This is a genomic window from Pseudomonas wenzhouensis (assembly GCF_021029445.1).
Lineage (GTDB): Bacteria > Pseudomonadota > Gammaproteobacteria > Pseudomonadales > Pseudomonadaceae > Aquipseudomonas > Aquipseudomonas wenzhouensis.
Genome location: NZ_CP072610.1, coordinates 608,808 through 623,362 on the forward strand (window position 1 = coordinate 608,808; position 14,555 = coordinate 623,362).

Sequence of the window (14,555 nt, forward strand, 5' to 3'; positions counted from 1 at the left end):
CTCTTTTGACGTGTGACAAGGTAGGGGACTGTTACCGATTGCGACTCCGTCAGCGACGTGCTTCAGCGTAAACGCAATTGGTACAGGCCGCGACTTTCTGCGACCACTTCGCCGCTGCCGTCGGTCAGCTGCAGTTCGAGTGCATATTCGGCCTTGCCCTGCTGGTTCGTCTGCTCTTGCAGATGAGCGATTTGCTCGGGCGACAGGCGCGCTTCGACCTGAATGTCGGCGGTGGCCGGGCGGCGAAAGCGCAGGTTCATTTCCTTGATGACGGGATAGAAGCGCTGGGCATCGAAGCTGGTCAGAAACAGGGCGCCACCCGGAATCTCCGCCAGGGTGAACAGGGCGCCGGCGTACATGCTGCCGATGTGGTTCTGATTGCCTTGCAGGGGCATGCGCAGGCGTACGAAGCCGGGCTCCAGTACCTCGGCCTTGAGGCCGCTGCGTTTGACGAAGGCGATCTGTTCTTCGGTGAGTTGGCGGGTGATTTCCACAGGTAGCGGCATGGTGTGACTCCTTGGGGGGCGTCCCGCCAGACTAGGAGTTGCGCGTTGCCGTGCAATTGACCGTAGTGACCGCCGTGACTGACCGAAGTGCTCAGGCGGCGTAGCCCGGATGCAATCCGGGAATGCCTGGAACCTCGGCTTCCCCGGATTGCATCCGGGCTACAGAAGCACGCTAGATGCCCTGCTGACGCAGCCACGCCTGCAGTTGCGGTAGCGGCATGGCGCCACTCTGGCGTGCGACTTCGACGCCTCCCTTGAACAGGATCAGGCTGGGAATGGAGCGGATGCCCAGTTGCCCGGCCAGGTTGGGGTTGGCTTCGCTGTCCAGTTTGCCCAGTCGGCAGCGCCCTTGCAGCTGCCCGGCTGCCTGCTGGAAGGTCGGCGCGAAGGCCTGGCAGGGGCCACACCAGCTGGCCCAGACGTCCACCAGCAACGACAGGTCGCCCTTGAGCTGGCTGGGGAAGTTGGCTTGCGTGAGGGTTATGGGCGCGCCAGGCAGTACCTCACTCTTGCAGCGCCCGCAGCGTGGGGCGTCGCCCAGACGCTCGGCGGGAATGCGGTTGAGCCCGCTGCAGTGCGGGCAGGGGATCAGTAGGGGATCGCTCATGATTCGGCTCCAGCGGCAGTTATACCTATCTGGAGCCGAAGCAGCGGTTTTTCAAGCGATCACCCGCGCGCGGCCTCGAGTGCCTGGGTCAGGTCGGCGAGGATGTCGTCGATATGTTCGATGCCGATGGACAGGCGCACCATGTCGCGTGGTACGCCGGCCTTCTGCAGTTCCTCGTCGCTGAGCTGACGGTGGGTGGTGGAGGCCGGATGGCAGGCCAGCGATTTGGCGTCGCCGATGTTGACCAGGCGCACCACCAGTTGCAGCGCATCGATGAAGCGCGCGCCGGCTTCCTGACCGCCCTGGATGCCGAAGGAGAGGATCGCCGCCGGCTTGCCGCCGAAATAGCGCTGGGCCAGTTCATGCTCAGGGTGATCGGCCAGGCCGGCGTATTTCACCCAGGCCACTTGCGGGTGGTCTTGCAGGTACTGCGCGACCTTCAGCGCGTTCTCGGTGTGCCGCTCCATGCGCAGGGCCAGGGTTTCCAGACCTTGCAGGATGAGGAAGGCATTGAACGGCGACAGCGCCGCGCCGGTGTTGCGCAGCGGTACCACGCGGCAGCGGCCGATAAAGGCGGCAGGGCCGAAGGCTTCGGTGTAGGTGACGCCGTGGTAGGACGGGTCGGGCGTGTTGAGCAGCGGGAAGCGCGCCTTGTTGTCGGCCCAAGGGAATTTGCCGGAGTCGACCACGATGCCGCCGATGCTGGTGCCATGGCCACCGATGTATTTGGTCAGCGAGTGGACGACGATATCCGCACCATGTTCGAAGGGGCGGCAGAGAATCGGCGTGGCCACGGTGTTGTCGACGATCAGCGGCACTCCATGTCGATGCGCCGCTTCGGCCAGCGCTGCGAGGTCGACGATGTTGCCGGCCGGGTTGCCGATGGATTCGCAGAACACCGCCTTGGTGCGCTCGTCGATCAGCGCCTCGAGCGCGGCGATATCGTCGTGCGCGGCGAAGCTGGTCTGGATGCCGAAACGCGGCAGGGTGTGGGCGAGCAGGTTGTAGGTGCCGCCGTAGAGCTTGGCCACCGAGACGATGTTGTCGCCAGCCTCGGCCACGGTCTGGATGGCATAGGTGATGGCGGCCATGCCGGAGGCCACGGCCAGCGCGCCGACGCCGCCTTCCAGCGCCGCCACGCGCTCTTCGAGCACGGCGTTGGTCGGGTTCATGATGCGCGAATAGATGTTGCCGGCGACTTTCAGGTCGAACAGGTCGGCACCGTGCTGGGTGTCGTAGAAGGCGAAGGAGCTGGTCTGGTAGATCGGCACCGCCACCGCCTTGGTGGTCGGGTCGGGGCTATAGCCGGCGTGGATGGCCAGGGTTTCCAATTTCATGCGCGTGTTCCTTCAAGGGCAGATTGAAAGGATCGCAGCATGGAGAAGGCACCGAGGCTCGGTCAATGTGTTCGGGCAATGAAAGGCGACTTGGTTTAGAACATTGTGTTCGGCGCTTATGCCGTCAGATTGGCGTCAGCGGGAAGAACCAGGGGATGAACACCGTAGCGACGCCCCATAGCAGCAGGTTCAGCGGAATACCGATTTTCATGAAGTCAGTGAAGCGGTAGCCGCCGGCGTTGTAGACGAAGGTGTTGGTCTGGTAGCCAATCGGGGTGGCGAAGCTGGCGCTGGCAGCAAACATCACCGCGACCACGAAGGCGCGTGGGTCGACCCCCAGATGCTGCGCCATACCAATGGCGATGGGGGTGACCAACACGGCCACCGCGTTGTTCGACAGCACCTCGGTGAGGATCGAGGTGAACAGGTAGATGAAGCTCAGCATCAGCAGCGGTCCGGCCCAGGGCAGCCAGCTCATGACGTTTTCCACCATCAGTTTGACCAGGCCGACCTTGTCCATGGCGATGCTGATGGCCAGCATGCCGAAGATCAGGCTTAGAATCTTCCAGTCCACGGACTTGTAAGCGTCCTCGACGTCGAGGCAACGGGTGGCCAGCACGGTGACGGCGCCGATGATCGCCAGGCCCTCGATGGGCATCACGCCCAAGGCGGCCAGTAGCATCACGGCCAGGGTGGCAATGATCGCGATGGGCGCCTTGTCGCGGCGGAAGGCGCGCTCCTGTACGGCGTTGAGGCTGATCAGCTCGCCGTTGTCGGCGAAGCGCTTGATCTGTGCAGGCGTGCCTTCAACCAGCATCACGTCGCCGAACTGCAGCTCGAAGTCATCGAGGTTGCCCTGTACGTTTTCGTCCTGACGATGCACGGCGAGCACGGCGATGCCATAGCGCGCGGTGAGGTCGAGGTCACGCATCGGCCGGTGGCTGTAGCGCGAGTTACGCCCGACGATGGCCTCGGCGAGGATCACGTCATGGCTGCTGATGGTCTCGAAGGCGTCGCCACGGTTGAAGCTCAGGTGGCCGCTCTCGCGCATTTCCACCACATCCTTGACCTGACCGTGCAGCATCAGGCGGTCACCGCTGGCCAGCAGGGTGTCGGCGCCGGGTGCGGTCAGTTCCTGTTCGTCACGGAACAGCTTGAGTACCTGCAAGCCACTGCCACCGTTGAGATTGGCCTCATGCAGGGTCTTGCCGATCATCGGCGAGTCGTGTGGTACCAGCAGTTCGGTCATGAAAGTACGCGCCAGATCCGGGCGCAACTGGCGTGACAGGGTTTCCCGCTCGGGCAGCAGGCGGTGGCCGATGGTCAGCAGATAGAGCATGCCGAAAGCGGCCATGACCAGACCCACGCCGGTGATCTCGAAGATGCCGAATGGCTCCAGGCCGGCCTTGCGTGCGACGCCGTCGACCAGGATGTTGGTGGAGGTGCCGATCATGGTCAGGGTACCGCCAAGGATGGTGGCGTAGGACAGCGGGATCAGCAGCTTGGAGGGCAACGTACCGGCGCGGCGGGCCAGGGCAATAGCCACCGGGGTCAGAATGGCCACCACCGGCGTGTTGTTCAGGCAGGCGGATACCACCAGCGCGGTGACAGTGAGCCCTGTCAGTACACGGATCGGGCTGGTGCCGACCAGGTTGCCCAGCCAGTTGCCGAGGGCATCGATGCAGCCGGTGCGCTCCAGGGCGGCGGAAAGTACGAACATGCAGGCGATGGTCACCGGCGCCGAGTTCGACAGCACGCTGAGCACTTCGCCCGGTGTCAGCAGTTGGGTGACCAGCAAGGCGGCCACGGCGATGGCCGCGACGATGTCCGGGCTCCACTTCTCGCGGACGAAGGCATACAGCACCCAGATCAGCAGGGCGCCGACGAACAGGAGGGGAAGTGAGTCCCAGGACATGGGCATCCTTAGCGTCGAATCTCGTGTGAGGTATCGGGCACGCACCTGGGCGGCCTGGCAGGGCGCCAAGATAGAGCGCTTCTCTTAGATAGTCTAAGAATGTTTGGGTAGATTGATATGCCTTTTCGGTTTAACAGATAAACGCCGGGCGCCAGCGAGGTTCACGACGAACAGCTGATCTCGAGATGCTTGCCCCACTCCGGTGGGCGTTCGGCATAGCGCTCCTTACCAGGTTGCTCGTCGAACGGGCGTGACAATACCGTGTGCAGTTCGCGCACCGGGTCATAGTCGCCGGCCTCGGCGGCTTCGATGGCCTGCTGAGCCAGGTAGTTGCGCAGGATGTATTTGGGGTTGACCGCGTGCATGCGCGCCCGGCGTTCGTTCTGCTCGCCACCGTCCAGTGCGCACCGCGCCAGGTAGTCCTGAGCCCAGGCATCGAAGCCGGCCAGATCGACGAAGTCGTCGCGTAGCAGATGGAGCGCGTCGGCCGGCGCCTGTTCGCCGAGGCGGCGGAAGAACAGGCTGTAGTCGGTGGTTCTGCCCGCCTGCATCAGTTGCAGCAGGCGCTTGATCAGCGCGTCGTCATCCTCCCGGGCGCTGGTGAAACCCAGGCGTTTGCGCATCAGGTCGAGGTAGTGCGCCTGGTACAGCGGCAGGAACAGCTCCAGCGTTTCACGCAGCGCATCCACCGAGGCGAAGGGCGTCAGCGCCTGGGCCAGGGCGGCGAGGTTCCAGTGGGCGATGGGCACCTGGTTGCTGAAGCTGTAGCGCCCTGTGTCGTCGGAGTGATTGCAGATATGGTTGGCATCGAAATCGTCTAGGAAGGCGTAGGGACCGTAGTCGAAGGTGATACCGAGGATCGACATGTTGTCGGTGTTCATCACGCCATGACAGAAACCATAGGCCTGCCAGTGGGCGATCATCGCGGCGGTGCGTTCGATCACCTCGCGCAGCAGGGCCAGCCAGGGCTGCTCCTGCTCGAGGCAGTGGGGGAAATGACAGGCCATGACGTGTTCACCGAGGGTTTTCAGGTGTTCGTGCTGGCGCGTGTAGTAGAAATACTCGAAATGGCCGAAGCGCACATGACTTTGCGCCAGGCGCAGCACCATCGCCGCGCTTTCCCTTTTCTCGCGCCAGACCGGGGTGTCGGAGCCGGTGACGCACAGTGCGCGTGAACTGGGGATGCCGAGGGCATGCAGGTGTTCACTGGCGAGAAATTCGCGGATCGATGAGCGCAGCACTGCGCGGCCGTCACTCATGCGCGAATAGGGCGTCATGCCGGCGCCTTTGAGGTGCAGATCCCAGTGCTCACCAGACTCGTTGAGCACCTCGCCCAGCAGCAGACCGCGCCCATCGCCCAGGCGCGGGGTGTAGCCGCCGAACTGGTGCCCGGAATAGACCATCGCACGTGGCTCTGCCTGTTCCCACAGCTTGTGTCCGGCGAACAGTTCGGCGAACTCGGGGCGCTGTGCCTCGCCTGGCTGCAGGTCGAGCAGGGCCAGGGCCGACGCGCTGGCTACCACCAGGCGTGGTTGCTCGATGGGCTCGGGCAATACCTCGGTGGAGAAGGCGTCGCCAAGACGGGCGAAACGGTTGTCGAAGGTCAGCGTATCGAGGGTTTTCATGAGGGGCTTGTGCGGGCTCAGGTCGTGGCAGGCGGTGGCGATTTACGCGACAGTGCAGCCGCGGCTCCGGCAGCGGCGGCGCTTTTCAGCGCTTCCTTGTTCTCCAGCAGGTGTTCGTCATGCTGCATGTTCTTGACGTAGACCTCGACCTGGCGGAACGCGATGCTGATGCCGTTTTTGGCAAATTCACGGTCGATGAAGCGGTTGATTTCATCGGTTGCCGGGTTGCGGTCGCCGAGGTCGCGTACGTGGACGCGCAGTTCATGTTCCAGGCTGCTTTCACCGAAACTGAGGAAGTACACGATCGGTTCGGGCTCCTTGAGCACGCGGCTATTTTCCCGGGCCGCCTGCAGCAGCAGGTCGCGTACCAGGTCGAGGTCGGAGCCGTAGCCGACGCCGACCTTGACGGTGACGCGGGTTACGGTGTCGCTCAGCGACCAGTTGATCAGTTGGCCGGTGATGAAGGTCTTGTTCGGGACGATGATTTCCTTGTGGTCGAAATCGGTGATGGTGGTGGCGCGGATCCGGATCCGACTGACCGTGCCCGACAGGTTGCCGATGGTCACCACATCGCCAATGCGCACCGGCCGTTCGAACAGGATGATCAGGCCGGAAATGAAGTTGGCGAAGATTTCCTGCAGGCCGAAACCCAGGCCTACCGACAGCGCGGCCACTAGCCATTGCAGCTTGTCCCAGCTCACGCCAAGGGTCGACAGTGTGCTGACGATGCCGATGCCGACCAGCACATAGGACAACAGGGTGGTCGTGGCATAGGCGCTGCCCTGCGCCAGGCGCATGCGCGACAGCACCAGCACCTCCAGCAGCCCCGGCAGGTTGCGCGCCAGGGCAATCGTAATGGCGATGATGAGCAGGGCGCCGATGACATCCATCAGGCTGATGGGAATCATGGTCGCGGAATCACCCGTGCCACTGCTGTATTGGTAAAGGCTGATGGTTTCGAGGTAGGTGAATACGCCGATGAGCTCGGACCAGACCCAGTACAGGCACAGCAGGAAACCGCCCAGCAGGGCCAGGCGGATCAGGCGCAGTGACTGCTGGTTGATCTGTTCGATATCCAGCGTGGGTTCTTCGATCGCGGCATCGCTGTCACTGCCCTGAGCCTGACGTTGCGCCAGCGCCCGCTGATAGGCCAGACGACGCGCCGCGACACTGAGGCCACGGACGAAGGCCGCCTCGAGTATCAGCCAGAAGATCAGCTGGTAGAGCGTGTCGATCAGGCGGTCGGTGAGTTTCAGGGCGGTGTAGTAGTAGCCCAGCCCGACGGCCACCATCAATACGATGGGGAGCAGGCTGAACAACAGGCCAACGGTGGCGCGCAGGGTCGAGGTGTTCTCCCGTTGTGGCGTGCCGAGTAACAGGCGGAACAGTTGCCAGGCCATCAGCGCATAACAGCTCAGTACCACGGCGATGCCGATCACGTCATTGGCCAGACTTGCCGGCTGATGCTCGGCAATACTGGTGACCGCCACCAGGGCCAGGACCACGAAACCCAGATTGCGGATATGGCGGCGAATGAAGCTGACACTGGCTGGCGGCCAATGGAAGTGCAGCACCGCGACGCCGTTGGGCGAGAGGATCCGGTACAGGGTGTAGAACACCAGCCAGGCCTGGGCCATCTCGTACAGTGCCGTACCGAGGTAGAGGCTCTGCCCGCGCGGCTCCATCAGCAGGGCATAGCCGCACAGGCTGAGAAACAGCGCACCGGGCAGGGCCAGGATGAGATTCAGACCAATGGCGAGTGGCGTATGCAGCTGGCTGTCACGTTTGTAATGGCCAATATCGCCATGCAGGCTGCCGAGCTTGCCGAACAGATACTGGCGTCGCCAGACGATCAGTGCGCAGAGTAGCAGCAAGGGCAGAAAGACCAGCGGGCGCTCCAGCAGCACTGCGCTCAGTTCTCCGGCGACTTCGCCCCAGGGCAATTGCTCCAGCTGTTGCTGCAGATGCCGGGGAGCGCTTTCGAGCCAGTCGAGGTTCAGCGGTTTGTTGCTGGGGATCCAGAACATCTGCTCTTCGATGGTGGCGCGCAGACTACTGGCCGTGCTGGACAGCTCCTTCTGATTGAGCTGCAGGGTGATCGATTCGTTGAGCAGCGCATTGAGCTCGCGGTTGAGGCGATCGAGCAGCTCTCGGCGTGTGCTCAACTGCTCATGCAGGGTATTGCGCAACGCGGTCGTGACGTCTTCCGCCGGCTGGCTGCTGAGCAATTGATCGATATAGGCGTCGGGGTTGCTGATCTGCTCGCGTTGCTTGCCCAGATCGAACTGGTACAAGCGGATGTCCGCGATTTCGTCAGCCAGATTGCTGTCTTCCAGCTTCAGGTTAGGTAGCGCCTGTTTCTGCTGGTAGAGAATCCGCGACAGCAGCAGGCTGCCCTGCAATACGCCGATCTGCTCGTCGAGTGCCTGATCGGCCTGAACCAGATTGTCCAGTTGCTGGCGTGTCTTGAGGTTTTCCTGCGTGAGCTGATTGAGGCGTTCGGTGGCGCGCAACAGGTAGTCGGAAAGCTTGAGGTTGAGCGTACTTTCACGTGCCAGCAGTTTGTCCGAGCCGGCCCGTTCAGCTTCGCGCGACTGTTCGGCTACGGTTTGTTCGGACTCGGCGCGGCGGCGTTCGTTGATCAGGTTCTGCAGGTCGAGGCGTTCCTGCTCGGCCCGGCGTATGCGCTCTTCGAGCAGGGCGCGTTGGGCGTTACCAAGGTCCTGCAGCAGGCTGTTGCCGGCCAGTTCCTGGCGGCGTAGCTGTGTCTGTGCGCCGAGTAGCACCAGCTCGGCGTTGAGCTGGTCGCGCCGCTCGCTGGAGAGGGGCTTGCCGTTATCACGACCGCTTTTCAGGCTGTTGCTGATCTGCTGAGTGTGCGCCTGGTTCTGGCTGATTTCTGCCTGTGCCCGCTCAGGGCGGGTCTGTGCGGTGATCACCAGGCTATTGGCTTCGATGATCGCCTTGTTCCACTCGGTGAGCTGGCTGGAGCGGTCGGCGAGCAACTGCTCCAGTTGCGACAGGCTGGTGCGCGCGTGACGTTCGGCAAGCGGTACTTCGGGGCTGGCCTTGAGCCGCGTCAGGTCGCGCTGGGCGTCGTTGATCAGGCGGGGGGCTTCGTCCAGCTGCTGGCGCAGATCGCTCAGACGCTGCTCGACAGCCTGGCTGTCCTGGAGCATGCGCAGGGTCTGCTCGAGGGTCTGCTTCAGGGCCGCTTGCTCGGCTTCCGGCAGTTTGCGGTCTGCCAGGCTGTCGAGGCTCTGCTGCACGTTTTCGATGTTTGGCGGCTCTTCGGCCAGAACAGGGGAGATGCCGAGACAAAAAGCAAGGAGGGCAGCAATCAGGGGACGACGCAAAGGGGACATGGTCGATCTATCTAATGAGTTGACGATGGCAGTGTAGGCCGTTTGCTGTGCAACGAATACGCGGGCCATTAGGCCCGCGTGCAAGAATGTCGGATGTTGGCAGCGCGCTCTGGGTTCTGTACGGAAAGTGCCTGCGTGCGCTCATGCTGCGTTTGAACAGGCTGGAACGCCAGCCCGGTCGAATGCTCATTGACAGCGCGATGGCTCGAATGCGCGTGCAAAGCGTTCCTCGCCTGTTTGGCTGAGCCGCTACCGATATCGCATGAGCTGCGCGCGAGAACCTTTCGTGCGAACCCTAGAAGTGCAACCCGGGATTCGGGCGACTGTCTTCGGGGAATTTGACGCCGACCTTGCGTATCTTGTTCCCTTCCATCTGCGCCACTGTCCAGGTCAGGCCCTGCCATTCGGTCTGGTCGCCGACGATAGGTTCGCCGCCAATTGCCTGAGCAATGAAACGCCCCAGAGGTTGATTGCCCTCGACATCATTGAGCTTCAGGCCATAGAGAGCTGCGATTGCTGCCAGTTCGGCATCACCCTCGAGCACGAAGTCGCCGAAGAAACGCAGATCCTGGCCGCGTTTAGGCGCCTGGCTGAAGAGTTTACCCAGCGCCGGCAGGTCGGCGTCATGGCCGATGACGCAGAGAATATCGCCTTCCTGCAGTGTGGTACTGCCGGATGGGTGGAGCAACTCACGACCACGGAACAGCGCGGCGATACGCGTGCCCTGCGGCATATTCAGCGCCCGCAGCGGCGCCCCGATGCACCATTTTTCGGCACCCAGACGGTAGACGAACAGCTCCCACTGGCTGGTCAGGTGGACTTCCAGGCCGGCACGTGATATCGGCGAAGGCACTGGCGGCACTTCCACCCGGGCCTTGCGCGCCGCCCAGCCCAGCGTGGTGCCCTGCAGCAGCAGGGAAACCAGCACGATGAAGAAGGCGACGTTGAAGAACAGTTGTGCATTCTCCAGACCGGCCATCAGCGGGAACACCGCGAGGATCACCGGCACTGCGCCGCGCAGGCCGATCCAGGAGATGAACACGCGTTCGCGCAGGTTGAAGCTCTTGAAGGGCAGCAGGCCGATGAATACCGACAGTGGCCGTGCGAAGAAAATCATCCACAGCGACAGCAGCAGCGCTGGCACGGCGATCGGCAGCAGATTGCTCGGGGTCAGCAGCAGGCCGAGCACCAGGAACATGCCGATCTGGCTGAGCCAGGCCAGGCCATCGAACATATGCAGAATGCCGTGACGGTTGCGGATCGGCCGGTTGCCCAGCAGCAGGCCGCAGACATAGACGGCGAGGATGCCGCTGCCGCCGATGAAGCCGGAAATCGCGTAAATCATGATGCCGCCGCTGACGGCAAGCAGTGGGTACAGGCCGTCAGCCACCGACAGGCGGTTGATCAGTTGCAGGAGCAGCCAGCCGCCCAGCGCGCCCAGGGCGATGCCCAGAGCGAACTGCTGCACCAGGCTGCTGAGAATGCCCCAGCTAAAGCTGTTCTGCCCGGAGGCGATCATGCTGATCAGGGTGACCGTGAGGAACATGGCCATCGGGTCGTTGCTGCCCGACTCGATTTCCAGTGTCGGGCCAACACGCTCGTTGAGGCCCTTGCCGTTGAGCAGGTTGAACACCACGGCGGCATCGGTGGAGCCGACGATGGCGCCGATCAGCAGGCCTTCGATCAGGCTCAGGTTGAACAGCCAGGCGGCCGCCACGCCGGTCAAACCGGCAGTGATCGCCACGCCCAGTGTGGCCAGGGACATGGATGGCCACAGCGCCACGCGGAAGGTCGAGGCGCGCGTACGCATGCCGCCGTCGAGAAGAATGACAGCCAGCGCCAGGTTACTGACCAGGTAGGCCAGGGAGTAGTCGTTGAAGACGATGCCGCCAATGCCGTCGACGCCGGCGAGCATGCCGACACCGAGGAAGATGACCAGAATCGGGATGCCCACGCGGGTGGACACCGAACTGACCATGATGCTGAAGGCAACCAACAGGGCACCGATCAAGAACAGCTGATTGATGGTGCCTGCGTCCAATGTCTAACTCCTTGCGATGGTCATATATGCATTCAGCGTGCCAGCGATTCTAACCCGACGCCTGACGCCGCTGTCAAAAAAAACCATCCTCCTTGTTTCATTAGGTTGCGCAGGGCTTGCCAGGGCTCAGAACCAGGTGTCCTGCATGCACAGGCAGGTGTCATCACGAGCCTCGAGAATGGCCAGGTCGTGGTGGCAGCTCGGCACTTCCCAGGTCAGGAAGTAGCGTGCGGCCTGCAGCTTGCCGCGGTAGAAGGCCTGTTCTTCGGCATTGTCCGTGCGGGCCAGGCCCTGCTCGGCGCGAATTGCCTGTTCCAGCCAGCGCCAGCCGATTACCGTGTGGCCGAACACTTTCAGGTACAGCGCGGAGTTGGCCAGCCCCTGGTTGATCTTGCCGCTCATCAGGTCGCCCAGCAGCGCCAGGGTGACCGTCTGCAGGCGGGCCAGCAATTGTTCCAGCGGTTGGCGAAGCGCTGTGAGCGATTCGTACTCGCTGGCGCGCTGGCAGCAGTCGTTGATCAGCTTGAGCAACTGCTTGAGCGCGGCGCCACCGTTCATCGACACCTTGCGTCCGAGCAGGTCGAGCGACTGGATACCGTGGGTGCCCTCGTGGATCTGGTTGAGGCGGTTGTCGCGGTAGTACTGCTCCACCGGGTATTCGCGTGTGTAGCCGTGGCCGCCGAGAATCTGGATGGCCAGCTCGTTGGCCTTGAGGCAGAACTCCGACGGCCAGGATTTGACGATGGGCGTGAGCAGGTCGAGCAGTTCCAGGGCGCGGCTGCGATCTTCGGCGGTTTCCAGGGTCTGGGTGTCATCGAACAGCCGCGCAGCATAGAGGCCGAGGTCGAAGGCACCTTCGACGTAGGCCTTCTGCGTCAGCAGCATGCGCCGCACGTCGGCATGCTCGACGATGGAAATCTGCGGGCTGCTCGGATCCTTGCCGTCCGGCTGGCGGCCTTGCGGGCGGTTACGCGCATAGTCCAGCGAGTACAGGTAGCCGGCGTAGCCGAGCATGATCGCGCCCATGCCGACGCCGATGCGCGCTTCGTTCATCATCTGGAACATGTAGGACAGCCCGTGGTGCGGCTTGCCCACCAGGTAGCCGACGCACTCGCCGTTGTCGCCGAAGTTCAGCGCCGTGGAGGTGGTGCCGCGCCAGCCCATCTTGTGGAACAGCCCGGCCAGGGTCACATCGTTACGTGCGCCCAGGCTGCCGTCGTCGTTGACATGGAACTTGGGCACTAGAAACAGGCTGATGCCCTTTACCCCGGGCGGTGCGTCCGGCAGCTTGGCCAGGACCATATGCACGATGTTCTCGGAGATCGGCTGGTCGCCGCCGGAGATGAAGATCTTGTTGCCCTTGATGCGGTAGCTGCCATCGGCATGCGGCTCGGCGCGGGTTCTGATGTCCGACAGCGAGGAGCCGGCGTGCGGTTCGGTCAGTGCCATGGTGCCGAAGAAGCGACCGTCGATGATCGGCTGCAGGTAGCGGGCCTTCTGCTCCTCGTCACCGAAGGCCTCGATCAGGTTGGCCACGCCCATGGTCAGCATCGAGTAGGAGCTGGTGGCGATGTTGGCCGACTGGAAATGGGCAAAGCAGGCCTGCGACAGCAGGTTGGGCAGTTGCATGCCGCCATGCTCGAAATCGCGGGTGGCGTTGAGGAAACCCGCCTCGTGGAAGGCGCGCAGGGCCGGCTCGACCTCGGGGATCAGCACCGCGCCGCCGTCGACGTACTGCGGTTCGTGCTCGTCGTTCTTGCGGTTGTGCGGGGCGAACAGCTCCTCGGCGATACCGCGCGCGGTGCTGATCGCCGCGTCGAAGGTTTCGCGATTGTGATCGGCGAAGCGCGGGCGCTGAGTTAGGGCTTCGGCGTCGAGCACTTCATAGAGTTCGAACGCCAGGTTGCGGGAGCTGAGCAGGGTCTCGGACATGGAACGGGCCTCCAGATGATCGACCGAGTCTAGGCAGTCGAGCACCCGGCTGCCCAGTATCATCATTGGCCGTGATATTCGCTCGTTTGTGGGTGATGAGTAGGGCGGATGGAGCCCGCGCCTCGGTTATCGCGGGTTGCAGTCGCCCTGCAAGGGCAAGACCGGCTGTCAGGCGAAGCCGCGCGCCAGTTCGCGGGTCAGCTCAGCAGCCGGCATCGGCCGGCAACTGGTGACATGCTGTCCCGCCCACAACGGCGAAAAGTCCCCGCTGCCCTGCGCTTCGGCCGCTGCCCGCAAGGGCGCGATGGCCGCCGTTGCCAGGGGGAAGGCCGGCACCTGCGTGCTGAGCGGCCCCATCTCGCGCATCAGGCGGTTGACGATGCCGCGTGCTGGGCGCCCGCTGAACAGATTGGTCAGCGCCGTATGCTGCGCCGCCGGGCTTTGCAGGGCGGCACGGTGAATGGCACTGATGGTGGCCTCCGGGCACAGCAGGTAGGCGCTGCCGACTTGCACGCCGGCCGCACCGAGGGCCATGGCGGCGGCCACGCCGCGTGCATCGCTAATGCCGCCTGCCGCGATCACCGGCACATCAAGGGCATCGACCAGTTGTGGCAGCAGGGCGAAGGTGCCGAGCTGGCGGCTCAGGTCATCATCGAGAAAATGGCCGCGATGGCCGCCGGCTTCCAGCCCCTGGGCGATCACCGCATCGACACCGCGTTCCTCTAGCCAGAGCGCCTCAGCGAGCGTGGTGGCGCTGGAGAGGATCTTTGCCCCGCTGCGGCGCACCCGCTGCAGCAAGGTTTCATCTGGCAGGCCGAAATGGAAGCTCACCACCGCCGGGCGAAACTCTTCCACCAATTCGGCGGCCTCTGCGTTGAACGGCAGGCGTCCCGGCCCGCTGGCGATGCTGGCCTGATCCACCCCCAGCTCGGCGTAGTAAGGCGCCAGGGCTTGGCGCCATGTCGCCTCGCGCGCTGCATCCGGCTCGGGTGGCACATGGCTGAAGAAGTTGAGATTGAACGGGCGCTCGGTCAGCTCGCGCATCGCCTGCAGCGCCTGACGCAGGGCTATTGGGGTGAGCATGGCGCAGGGAATCGAGCCAAGGCCGCCAGCCTCGCACACGGCAGCAGCCAGGCGGTGATCCTGCGAGCCGGCCATCGGCGCCTGGATCAGGGGCAGTTCGCTACCAAGCAGTTCTTGCAGAGACATGGCGGGTTCTCGCTATCC

General features: G+C 63.4%; 9 protein-coding genes. All 9 read right to left on the reverse strand.

The features are described 5' to 3' along the window. Positions 1–62: 62 nt before the first annotated feature. The 9 genes from J7655_RS02830 to J7655_RS02870 all read right to left on the reverse strand — a co-directional run bounded on the left by J7655_RS02830 (position 63) and on the right by J7655_RS02870 (position 14,537). Positions 63–506, reverse strand: a complete 444-nt coding sequence (locus tag J7655_RS02830) for a PaaI family thioesterase (protein WP_230926475.1) — start codon at positions 504–506, stop codon at positions 63–65. A gap of 172 nt (positions 507–678) precedes the next feature. After that, positions 679–1,113, reverse strand: coding sequence for a thioredoxin TrxC (gene trxC, locus J7655_RS02835; RefSeq protein ID WP_230926476.1), 435 nt, complete (start codon positions 1,111–1,113; stop codon positions 679–681). Between the two features lie 59 nt (positions 1,114–1,172). Then, entirely contained in the window at positions 1,173–2,450 is a 1,278-nt protein-coding gene (locus J7655_RS02840; RefSeq protein WP_230926477.1) for a bifunctional O-acetylhomoserine aminocarboxypropyltransferase/cysteine synthase, read from the reverse strand. Between the two features lie 124 nt (positions 2,451–2,574). Continuing rightward, the gene (locus J7655_RS02845; protein WP_230926478.1) at positions 2,575–4,365 is read right to left on the reverse strand and encodes an SLC13 family permease; all 1,791 of its coding nucleotides are present in this window, start codon (positions 4,363–4,365) and stop codon (positions 2,575–2,577) included. 161 nt (positions 4,366–4,526) lie between these two features. Beyond that, complete coding sequence (selO, locus tag J7655_RS02850) at positions 4,527–5,990, reverse strand: protein adenylyltransferase SelO (RefSeq protein ID WP_230926479.1); 1,464 nt, start codon at positions 5,988–5,990, stop codon at positions 4,527–4,529. A gap of 17 nt (positions 5,991–6,007) precedes the next feature. Further along, positions 6,008–9,355, reverse strand: a complete 3,348-nt coding sequence (gene mscK / locus J7655_RS02855; protein ID WP_230926480.1) for a mechanosensitive channel MscK — start codon at positions 9,353–9,355, stop codon at positions 6,008–6,010. A gap of 295 nt (positions 9,356–9,650) precedes the next feature. Next, positions 9,651–11,396 (reverse strand): potassium/proton antiporter, encoded by a 1,746-nt coding sequence (locus J7655_RS02860; protein ID WP_179575384.1) that lies wholly within the window; start codon positions 11,394–11,396, stop codon positions 9,651–9,653. A 126-nt stretch (positions 11,397–11,522) separates the two neighbouring features. After that, positions 11,523–13,328 (reverse strand): acyl-CoA dehydrogenase, encoded by a 1,806-nt coding sequence (locus tag J7655_RS02865; protein WP_230926481.1) that lies wholly within the window; start codon positions 13,326–13,328, stop codon positions 11,523–11,525. Between the two features lie 168 nt (positions 13,329–13,496). Next, positions 13,497–14,537, reverse strand: a complete 1,041-nt coding sequence (locus tag J7655_RS02870; RefSeq protein WP_230926482.1) for an NAD(P)H-dependent flavin oxidoreductase — start codon at positions 14,535–14,537, stop codon at positions 13,497–13,499. Positions 14,538–14,555 lie beyond the last annotated feature (18 nt).

Bases quoted from the DNA above. Each gene is read 5' to 3' on its own strand.
- J7655_RS02845 (WP_230926478.1), bottom strand. From the start codon at position 4,365: ATGTCCTGGGACTCACTTCCCCTCCTGTTCGTCGGCGCCCTGCTGATC.
- J7655_RS02830 (WP_230926475.1), bottom strand. From the start codon at position 506: ATGCCGCTACCTGTGGAAATCACCCGCCAACTCACCGAAGAACAGATC.
- mscK (WP_230926480.1), bottom strand. From the start codon at position 9,355: ATGTCCCCTTTGCGTCGTCCCCTGATTGCTGCCCTCCTTGCTTTTTGT.
- J7655_RS02840 (WP_230926477.1), bottom strand. From the start codon at position 2,450: ATGAAATTGGAAACCCTGGCCATCCACGCCGGCTATAGCCCCGACCCG.
- selO (WP_230926479.1), bottom strand. From the start codon at position 5,990: ATGAAAACCCTCGATACGCTGACCTTCGACAACCGTTTCGCCCGTCTT.
- J7655_RS02865 (WP_230926481.1), bottom strand. From the start codon at position 13,328: ATGTCCGAGACCCTGCTCAGCTCCCGCAACCTGGCGTTCGAACTCTAT.
- J7655_RS02870 (WP_230926482.1), bottom strand. From the start codon at position 14,537: ATGTCTCTGCAAGAACTGCTTGGTAGCGAACTGCCCCTGATCCAGGCG.
- trxC (WP_230926476.1), bottom strand. From the start codon at position 1,113: ATGAGCGATCCCCTACTGATCCCCTGCCCGCACTGCAGCGGGCTCAAC.